Origin of the sequence: Streptomyces sp. NPDC056361, assembly GCF_042262805.1 — a bacterium.
GTDB lineage: Bacteria > Actinomycetota > Actinomycetes > Streptomycetales > Streptomycetaceae > Streptomyces.
Genome location: NZ_JBHJQI010000110.1, coordinates 20,247 through 29,038, shown reverse-complemented (window position 1 = coordinate 29,038; position 8,792 = coordinate 20,247). Strand labels below are relative to the sequence as shown.

Below are 8,792 nucleotides of genomic sequence, written 5' to 3'. Positions count from 1 at the left end.
GGGGCGGCCCCGCCCTCGTACACCGCGCGTCCGCGGTCAGTCCTCGATGTGGCGGGCCTCCACGTACACGGTGGCGCCGGTCCTGCGGGCCCGGTCGATCTCGGCGAGGCGCACGAACTCCCCGGGCGTCATCTCGCGCTCCCACTCGTCCAGGGTGCGGAGGCTGTACTCGCTGTGCTCGCCCGGGTCGAGGACGACGGCGGCGATCTGCTCGTCCGTCAGTTCCCCGCCGTCGAAGACGAAGCCGATGTGGTTGGCCGGCCAGTCCTCGCCCCGGTCGGTGACGAAGTGGGTGCCGAGGAGGCGCGGTTCGCCCGTGAAGGTCATCCCGGTCTCCTCGCGGCACTCCCGTACCGCCGTCTCCCAGGGGGTCTCCCCCGGGTCCATGTTCCCGCCGGGCCACTGCCACCGTTCGGTGCGGTCACTGGCGCGCAGCTGGAACGGTCGGCCTGCGGTGTCCGTGAAGTAGAGGCAGGCGTACGCCGTCGCTCTCGGCAGGGTCGCGATGTACTCGACGGGCGGCAGCCAGGTGTTCGCCATGGGCGGCTCTCTCTCGACGCGCTGATGGGATCGCCTCCATCCAAGCGGTCCGTGCGACGGCGCCCGGGCGCTCGCGTGCGGATCCACCGGATCGTGTGATCGTTCCGACCGCCGCCCCGGCACGGCCGCGTCAGCCGGTGGAGACCAGGCCCGCCTCGTACGCGATGATCACCAGCTGCACCCGGTCACGGGCGTCGAGCTTGGCGAGCAGCCGGGTGACGTAGGTCTTCGCCGTGGCGATGCTGATGTGGAGCTCGGCGGCGACCTCCGTGTTGGAGAGGCCCCGTCCGACGAGGGTGAGGACCTCGCGCTCGCGGTCGGTGATGCCCTCGGCCCGGCGGCGCGGCGCGGCGGTGACGCGCGGGCGGCCGGTGAACTCCTTGATGAGGCGGCTGGTGACGCTGGGCGCGATGAGGGCGTCGCCGGACGCGACGACGCGGACGGCGGAGAGGATGTCGTCGAGGGCCATGTCCTTGACGAGGAATCCGGACGCGCCCGCGTGGAGGGCTCCGTAGACGTGGTCGTCGTCGTCGAAGGTGGTGAGGACGACGACCCGGGCGCCGGTCGGCCCGGCGGTGATGATCCGGGTGGCCTCGATCCCGTCGGTGCCGGGCATGCGCAGGTCCATGACGACGACGTCGGCGCCGGTCTCCTCCACGAGGCGGACGGCCTCGGCGCCGTTCGCGGCCTCGCCGACCACGACGAGGTCCGTCGTGTCGGTGATGACCATGCGGAGCGCGGTCCGCACCAGGGGCTGGTCGTCGGCGAGGACAACCCGGACCGGCTGCTCGGCGGTGGTGTGGCTCATCGGGTGGTGGCTCCTGTGGGCAGGGGAAGGCGGGCGGTGACGCGGAAGCCGCCGCCGGGGCGGGGGCCCGCGCCGAACTCTCCGTGCAGCACCGCGACGCGCTCCCGCATCCCGGTCAGGCCGTACCCGGAGCCCGGGCCGGCGCTCGCGCGCGCGTGGCCGGCGACGGGGCCGCGGTCCTCGACGGTGACGGTGAGGGACGCGGGGTCGCGGTGGTCGACGGTGACCGTGCAGGAGTCGGCGCCGGAGTGCCGTACGACGTTGGTGACGGACTCCTGGACGATCCGGAAGGCGGAGAGGTCGATGTCCGGGGGCAGCGTGCCCGGGGCGCCGACCCTGCGGACGGCGACCCGGACCCCGGCGTTGCCGGTGAGTTCGGCGAGCCGGTCGAGCGCCGCCAGGCCGGGCATCTCGGGGAGGCCCCGGAGCTCGGCGACCGTGGAGGTAGGGCCGGTGGGCGTGGGGCGGGAGGGGGCCGGGCGGGTGGACGCGGGGCCGGTGGGGTACGGGACGGTGGACAGGGGGCCGGAGGGGGTCGGGACGGCTTCGGGGCGAGGGACGAGGGGCGACTCGCCCCGACCCTCCGACTCCGCCCGCGCCCCTGGCTCCGTCTCCGTCTCCTCCGTGCGCAGCGCGCCGACCATCCGGCGCAGCCCGGCCAGGGTCTCGCGGCTCGCCGTCTCGATCTCGGTGAGGGCCTGCCGGGCGGCCTCGGGCTGGGTCGCGATGACGCGCCGGGCCGCGCCGGCCTGGAGGGCGACGATGCCGATGCTGTGGGCGACGGTGTCGTGCATCTCGCGGGCGATCCGGAGGCGTTCGGTGGTGACGGCCTGCGCGGTGGCCTGGGCACGGCTCCGTACCGCGAACTCTCGGGCCTGCCCTTCCGAGCGGCCGAGGAGCCACGCCACGAGGGCGATCAGGGCGACGGCCAGGGCGGCCGTGGTGCCGGCGCTCCAGCCGGCGAGCAGGCGGACCGCCAGGTAGACGACGAGCAGGCCGAGGGCGAGCAGCAGCGCCCGCGAGGCCTCGCGGCGGGGGCGGGCGGCGGCGATGGCATAGAGGCCGACGTCGACCGCGAGGTACTGCGCGACGGGGATGGCGGTGACGCCGAGAGGGGTGGAGGCGATGACCGAGGCGACCAGGAAGTGGTTGAGGGCGGCGGTCGGGCGCCGGGCGAGGAGGGCGCTGCCGCGCAGGGTGAGGAGGGTGCCGACGGCCAGCATGGCGAGCCCGTCCCAGCGCAGGATGACGAAGCCGGGCATGACGTCCGGCCCTTCCTGGCCGGGCACGCGGATCCGGAGCAGGGCGGTGAACGCGATGCCCCCGCCCCAGGCGACGGCGGCCCACCCGCCGGGAGTGACCCGCTTGAAGAACGGTGCTGACGGGGTGTCGGACATGCGGTGATCGTAGACGGCGGGCCCCGCCGCGGGCATCGGACCGGGGGTGTACGACCTGGGGTGACAGGGCCCGCCGCCGATTGTCGGTGCTGGTCCGATGCCCGGCGCGGGGCCCGGACGGCACGGTGGTGTCCATGATCGAAGTCAGGGAACTCACCAAGCGCTACGGCGCCACGACCGCCGTCGACGCGCTCACCTTCACCGTGCGGCCGGGCCGGGTCACCGGATTCCTCGGCCCCAACGGCTCCGGCAAGAGCACCACGCTGCGGATGGTCCTGGGCCTGCACACGCCGACGAGCGGGTCGGTGACGGTCGACGGCCGGCCGTTCGGGGACCGGCCGCGGGGCCTGCGGCACGTCGGCGCGCTCCTCGACGCGGGGGACGCGCACGGGGGCAGGACCGCCCGGGCGCACTTGGCGGTCTTGGCGCGCGGCAACCGCATTCCGCTCTCCCGCGTCGACGAGGTCCTGGAGGAGGTCGGGTTGGCGGGAGCGGCCAGGCGCCGGATCGGTGGGTACTCGCTGGGCATGCGGCAGCGGCTCGGCATCGCCGGCGCACTGCTCGGCGACCCGCCGGTGCTGCTGTTCGACGAGCCGCTGAACGGCCTCGACCCGGAGGGCGTGAAGTGGGTGCGGGGCCTGTTCCGGAGGCTGGCCGCGGAGGGCCGCACGGTCTTCGTGTCGAGTCATCTGATGACGGAGATGGAGCACACGGCGGACGAGCTGGTGGTCATCGGTCGGGGCGCGCTGATCGCGGCGGAGACCCTGGCGGAGTTCGCCTCGCGGGGCAGGCGCCTGAGCGTCACGGTCGGCTCGCCGGACCGGGCGACCCTGACCGCGCTGCTGCTCGGGGAAGGGGCGGAGGTCGAGGACGAGGCCGGGCTCCTGACGGTCACCGGGCTCTCGGCGGCCCGCATCGGCGAACTGGCCCTGGAGCACCGGGTGCCGCTCGATCAGCTCACCACCCGCACGGCCTCCCTGGAGGAGGCGTTCATGGAACTGACCGCCGACAGCGTCGAGTACCTGGCAGGAGAGGCCCGATGACGACCCTCGATCTTCCCGTGGCGTCCGTGGTGGAACCTCGCGCCCGTTTCCGCGACCTGGTGGCGTCGGAGTGGCTGAAGCTGTGGTCGCTGCGGTCGACGGGCTGGTCCCTGCTGCTCGGGGCGCTCTCCGTGGTCGCCTTCAACCTCGGCACCGCCTGGGACCACTACCGGTACTGGCTCCAGTACGACGCGGCGAGCCGGGCCGAGTTCGTGGCGAACGACATGGCGTTGTGGGACGCCTTCACGTACAACGCGGCGCTGGTCCTGGTCCTCGGCTCGGCCGCCATGGGTGCGGTCGCGGTGGTCGGCGAGTACGCCAGCGGGATGATCCGCACGACGTTCACGGCGGTGCCGGCCCGGGGCTCGGTCATGGCGGCGAAGGTGCTGGTCGTGACGGTGGCGCAGACCGTGTTCGGGGCGGTGGTGGCGGGCGCTTCGTTCTGGTCGACCCAGGCCGTGCTGTCGACCCGGGACATCGGGCTGCCGATCACCCACCCGGGCGCGCCGCGCATCGTGGTGGCCTCGGCCCTCCTCGCCCCGGTGTGCGCGGTGGCCGGGATGGCGCTCGGCGCGCTGTTCCGCAAGAGCGCGCTGTCGATCGTCGGCTCGGTGGTCCTGCTCCTGCTGCTGCCCGCGGTGCTCTCGGACCGGCGCCACCTGACCGCGGTGCTCGCGCACGCGACGCCGCTGCACGCCTGGCAGCGGCTCGCGGACGCGGGACCCGCCGCCGAGGAGCTGTTCCCGTGGTCGGCGGGCGGAGCCTGGCTGGTGTACGCGCTGTGGGCGCTGGGCGGGGCCGCGGTGACGGTCCTCGCGGTACGGGGCCGGGACCAGTAGCGGGTCACAGGGGGCGGCGCAACCGGCGGCGCAGCCGGCGGCGCACGAGGGATTCGTGGACGAGGCGCCCGACGAGGGCGCCTCCGTACACGACGAAGCCGACGCCGACGAGCCAGGACTGGAGGACGAGGACGGTGCCGAACTGGCCGTACGTCACCGCGTTCGAGGCGATGAGCGGCGAGAAGACGAGCTGCGAGAAGATCCGCAGCCCGAGGAGGCCGAGGGCCGTGAGGGCGGCTCCGGGCGCGAGGGCGCGCCAGCGGATGCGGCCGCAGAGCAGGAACCGCTGGGACCACCAGAAGAAGGCGAAGGTGCCGCCGAGGTCGCCGAGGGCGACGACGGTGGTGACGCCGGCGGGGGCGTTCTCGGGCGCGGGGAACGCGACGAAGAGGAGCAGCGCCGCGACGAGGACGCCGAGCCAGACGACGTGCCGCCACATGGTGTGCCAGCGGGCCGTGGGGAGGTCCCAGACCCGCTCGTACCCGGTCTGTACGGCGGATCCGAAGGTGACGCCGAAGGCGGCGAGGGCGGCGAGGCCGAAGGCGGTGGTGCGTTGGAGGGCTTGGCCCGGCTGGCCGAAGAGCCGCTCGACCTCCTCTTCCGAGACCTCGGAGACGCCGAGGCCCTGGACGAGCCAGCGGGCGAAGCCCTGGCCGCTGGCGAGGTCTGCGGCGGCCACGACGATCAGGAGGGGGACGAGGGTGAGCAGGCTGAGTGCCGCGAAGCCCATGGCGCGGTGCATGAGCTCCATGGCGCGGCCGCGGTTCCAGGCGAGCCCGACGGGCGAGGCGAGGACCCGCGCGTGGAGCCGCTGCGACCAGTGGCCGTTCTCCGTGGGGGCACCGTCGTGCGGCGGACCGGGAAGGGAGGGCATGCCTCGTCAGGTACCCGGACAGACGGGCGGGCCATCGCGGGGTGCCGCCGAACGGGTGGTGGCGGCCGGGCTGCGACGGGCGGGCGACGACGGGCGGGGGCGATGGTCGGAGGGCAGCGGGCGGGTGGTGGCGGCCGGGCTGCGACGGTCGGGCGACGACGTTCGGAGGGCGGCGGGCGGGTGGTGGACCGAGGTGCCTCTCGCGGCTCGGGGCGGGGGTCAGCCGGTGCGGCGGGGGCGGGCGGCGGGGCCCGGGCGGACGGTGACGTCACGGGGCGTGAGGACGGCCCGTTCGTCGCCCTCGCACTGGACGACGACGCGGACCGGGGAGCCGCACCCGCCGTGCCGGATGTCGAGGACGGGGCCTTCGGGCTCGGCGGCGTGGGTGTCACCCCACTGCTTGAGGGCGAGGAGCACGGGCCAGAGGTCGACGCCCTTGCGGGTGAGCCGGTACTCGTGGCGGGTGCGGGCGCCGGGTTCGCGGTAGGGCTCGCTGCGCAGGAGCCCAGCGGCGACGAGCTTGCGGAGGCGGTCGGCGAGGACGGCCTCGGACAGGCCGAGGTGGTGGCGGAACTCGTCGTAGCGCCGGACGCCGTTGAACGCCTCGCGCAGGATCAGCAGGCTCCACTTCTCGCCCACGACGTCCAGGGTGCGGCGGACCGGGCAGTTCTCCGTATCCGTCTCCAGCCAGTTCATCCGCCCACTGTAGCCACCTGGCTCTGCCGTTGACAGTCAGCGGACGGCACGGCTAGCTTCGCTGTAGAAAGTCAGCTGGTGAGCGGAGTGGAGTGGTGATGGGGCGGTCACGAACGGTCGAGTGGGATGACGCCGGGGCCACCGCGCGCGCCGCGATGTCGATGGCGGGCATCGACTTCCTGCGGGAGATGATCGCGGGCCGCCTGCCCGGACCGCCGATCGCCGCCCTCCTCGGCTTCACCCTGGAGGAGGTCGAGCACGGCCGCGCGGTGTTCGCACTCGAACCGGGCGAGGAGCACTACAACCCGATCGGCAGCGTGCACGGCGGCGTGTACGCGACGCTGCTCGACTCGGCCGCAGGCTGCGCGGTGCACACCACGCTCCCGCAGGGCATGGCGTACACCTCGCTCGACCTCTCGACCCGTTTCCTCCGCCCGATCACAATGGGCACGGGCAAGATCCGGGCCGTCGGCACGGTGATCTCCCAGGGCCGCCGCACCGCGCTCGCGGAAGCGGGTCTGTACGACGCGGAGGACCGGCTCCTCGGTCACGCGACGAGCACGTGCATGCTCTTCCCGATCCCGACCTGACCGGTTCGCGGTCGGTCCCGGGAGCCCGACGGGTCAGCGGATGCCGAGGACCGGGAGGGTGCGGGTGCAGCCGTCCGGGGCGACGTCGGGGATGCCGTTGGCCTGGAGGGCGGCGCTCACCAGGGTGGCGAGCAGGTCGATGTCCGACCCCATGTCCAGACGGACCGTCACCCAGCCCGATCCGGCGCGCAGACGCACCGCGCTCGACCCGAGGAGGGCCGGGCGCAGTTTCGCGATCATGGCGCGGGTGAGATGGACGTCGGCCTCGTGCTCACCGTGGAAGTGGACGATTTCCTGCGTCGCGGTGCCCAGTCCGAGCTCGGCGCCGCAATGGGCGCGGCCGGGGGTCAGCGAGGGCCAGCTCATCAGACGTTCACTGGCATGCCTGGCCGTGTTCATACGAGGAGCGTGCACGGCCCCGGGGCCGTGCACAAGCGTCCTGCCGCAAGAATCCCGCCCAGGCGTGAAACAGGCCCCCGACAAGGGGGGTGTGACCGTGAGTCACCGCGATTCGTGGGGAGGAAGTGACCCTGTGTCACGACGTGGGGCGCGCGTGGACGCGGGCCGCGAGGACCGCCACGTCGTCCTCCGCCCCGTGCGCGCCGAGACCGCGGAGGACCTCGTCGACGACCTCCCTGGGGCCGGAGCCGGCGGGCAGCCGGAGGGCGGCGAGACGGGCGAGGGACACGTCGATGTCCTCGCCGCGGCGCTCGACGAGGCCGTCGGTGAAGATCAGCAGGGTCTCGGCCGGGGTGAGCGGGCACGTGGTGGGCTCGTAGCCGCCGACACCGGTGCCGAGCGGCGGGCCCACCGGGAGGTCGACGAGCCGCGCGGAGCCGTCCGCGGCGAAGACGACCGGCGGCAGGTGTCCCGCGCTGGCGAAGGTCGCGCTGCCGCGTGCCGGGTCCACCCGGACGAGCAGGCAGGTGGCGGGGCGGCGGCCCTCGTCCTCGGCGACCACCGAGTCGAGGTGCCGCAGCACCCGGTGCGGCGGCAGGTCCGTCGCGGCGACCTCGCGGAGCGCCGTGCGGTAGGCGTTCATGTCCACGGCCGCCGCCAGTCCGTGCCCCATCACGTCGCCCACGACGAGGAGGGTCCTGCCGAAGTGGAGCCGCACGGTCTCGAACCAGTCGCCGCCCACCAGGGTCCGCTCCCCGGCGGGCAGGTAGCCGCCCGCGATCTCCAGGTTCGGGTGCGGACGGCCCGGCTCGGCGACCAGCGCGCGTTGCAGGTGCAGGGCGGTGTCCTCGGTCGCGGCGAGCCGGCGGGCGTGGCCGAGGTGCCGGGCCGCCAGCCGGGCCACGTGGCGGAGCAGCGCCACCTCGTCCGCGGAGAACGCGCCGGGGCCGGCGCGGGAGACGGTGACCGTCCCGAGCGGCTCCTCGTCGTGGACGGCGAGCGGTACGGAAAGGCCGTGGCCGGCGGATGCGGCACCGACGGGTTCGGCGGCATGGCCCACGGGCTCGGCGGCACCGACGGGGCCCACGGCCGTCGCCCCCTCGGATATCGCGCCGGGCGTCGTGCCGGCGCCGGGGGCGGCTGCGCCGGCCGTCCCGGTGCCGGCCGCGACGGCGTCGGCAGTCACGGCACCGGCGGTCACCGCTCGGGCCGTGACGGCTCCGGCTGGTCCGACCGCCCCGCCCGCCCCGGCTGCTCCGACCGCTCCGGCTGTGACGGCGCCCGCCGGGAAGTCGCCCGTCGGGAAGCCGCCCGCGCCCCCGTCGACCGGGCCAGGGGCCGCGTCGCCCCGCTGCCGCGTTCCGGCGGGCGGTTCCGCGCGGAGGTCGACCGTGGCGGAGGCGCCGGCGAGGTGGCGGGTGAGGAAGGACGCGAGTTCGCGGCAGGTGGTCGTCTCGTCAAGCGTCGAGCCGATCTCGCCGATCGCCTGTTCGAGGGCCCGCACCCTGGTCAGGAGGGCCTCGTCCCGTTCCGCCACGACACCTCCACCGCCCGCGCGGTCCCCCGGGCGGCGTACCCGGTCTCCCCATTGCACCAGCGGGTGGCG

Annotated in this window: 10 protein-coding genes; 3 read left to right on the top strand and 7 right to left on the bottom strand. The window is 74.6% G+C overall.

Features of this window, described 5'->3' with window-relative positions; genetic code table 11:
• Positions 1–36: 36 nt before the first annotated feature.
• The 3 genes from ACFCY7_RS28950 to ACFCY7_RS28940 all read right to left on the bottom strand — a co-directional run bounded on the left by ACFCY7_RS28950 (position 37) and on the right by ACFCY7_RS28940 (position 2,781).
• Positions 37–540, bottom strand: coding sequence for an NUDIX domain-containing protein (locus tag ACFCY7_RS28950; protein WP_376489006.1), 504 nt, complete (start codon positions 538–540; stop codon positions 37–39).
• A 130-nt stretch (positions 541–670) separates the two neighbouring features.
• Positions 671–1,348 carry a response regulator gene (locus ACFCY7_RS28945; protein ID WP_376489005.1) on the bottom strand — a complete coding sequence of 226 codons (678 nt, stop codon included), beginning with the start codon at positions 1,346–1,348 and terminating at the stop codon, positions 671–673.
• Positions 1,345–2,781 carry a sensor histidine kinase gene (locus ACFCY7_RS28940; RefSeq protein ID WP_376489004.1) on the bottom strand — a complete coding sequence of 479 codons (1,437 nt, stop codon included), beginning with the start codon at positions 2,779–2,781 and terminating at the stop codon, positions 1,345–1,347. The genes ACFCY7_RS28945 and ACFCY7_RS28940 overlap by 4 nt, the downstream gene beginning before the upstream one ends.
• Before the next feature lie 98 nt (positions 2,782–2,879).
• Here ACFCY7_RS28940 and ACFCY7_RS28935 point away from each other — a divergent pair, with 98 nt between their 5' ends.
• Entirely contained in the window at positions 2,880–3,788 is a 909-nt protein-coding gene (locus tag ACFCY7_RS28935; RefSeq protein WP_376489003.1) for an ABC transporter ATP-binding protein, read from the top strand.
• Complete coding sequence (locus ACFCY7_RS28930; RefSeq protein WP_376489002.1) at positions 3,785–4,627, top strand: ABC transporter permease; 843 nt, start codon at positions 3,785–3,787, stop codon at positions 4,625–4,627. Before ACFCY7_RS28935 ends, ACFCY7_RS28930 begins: the two co-directional genes overlap by 4 nt.
• A 4-nt stretch (positions 4,628–4,631) precedes the next feature.
• Here the strand turns inward: ACFCY7_RS28930 and ACFCY7_RS28925 are convergent, their stop codons facing one another.
• Both ACFCY7_RS28925 and ACFCY7_RS28920 read right to left on the bottom strand, forming a co-directional pair.
• Positions 4,632–5,501, bottom strand: a complete 870-nt coding sequence (locus ACFCY7_RS28925; RefSeq protein WP_376489001.1) for a YhjD/YihY/BrkB family envelope integrity protein — start codon at positions 5,499–5,501, stop codon at positions 4,632–4,634.
• 219 nt (positions 5,502–5,720) lie between these two features.
• The gene (locus ACFCY7_RS28920) at positions 5,721–6,197 is read right to left on the bottom strand and encodes a winged helix-turn-helix transcriptional regulator (RefSeq protein WP_376489000.1); all 477 of its coding nucleotides are present in this window, start codon (positions 6,195–6,197) and stop codon (positions 5,721–5,723) included.
• A gap of 98 nt (positions 6,198–6,295) precedes the next feature.
• Between ACFCY7_RS28920 and ACFCY7_RS28915 the strand changes: the two genes are divergently transcribed.
• The gene (locus tag ACFCY7_RS28915; RefSeq protein ID WP_376488999.1) at positions 6,296–6,787 is read left to right on the top strand and encodes a PaaI family thioesterase; all 492 of its coding nucleotides are present in this window, start codon (positions 6,296–6,298) and stop codon (positions 6,785–6,787) included.
• A gap of 33 nt (positions 6,788–6,820) precedes the next feature.
• Here ACFCY7_RS28915 and ACFCY7_RS28910 read toward each other — a convergent pair whose 3' ends face one another.
• Complete coding sequence (locus tag ACFCY7_RS28910) at positions 6,821–7,186, bottom strand: luciferase family protein (RefSeq protein WP_376488998.1); 366 nt, start codon at positions 7,184–7,186, stop codon at positions 6,821–6,823.
• Positions 7,187–7,322: 136 nt separating this feature from the next.
• Positions 7,323–8,723, bottom strand: a complete 1,401-nt coding sequence (locus tag ACFCY7_RS28905) for a PP2C family protein-serine/threonine phosphatase (protein ID WP_376488997.1) — start codon at positions 8,721–8,723, stop codon at positions 7,323–7,325.
• Between the last annotated feature and the right edge of the window lie 69 nt (positions 8,724–8,792).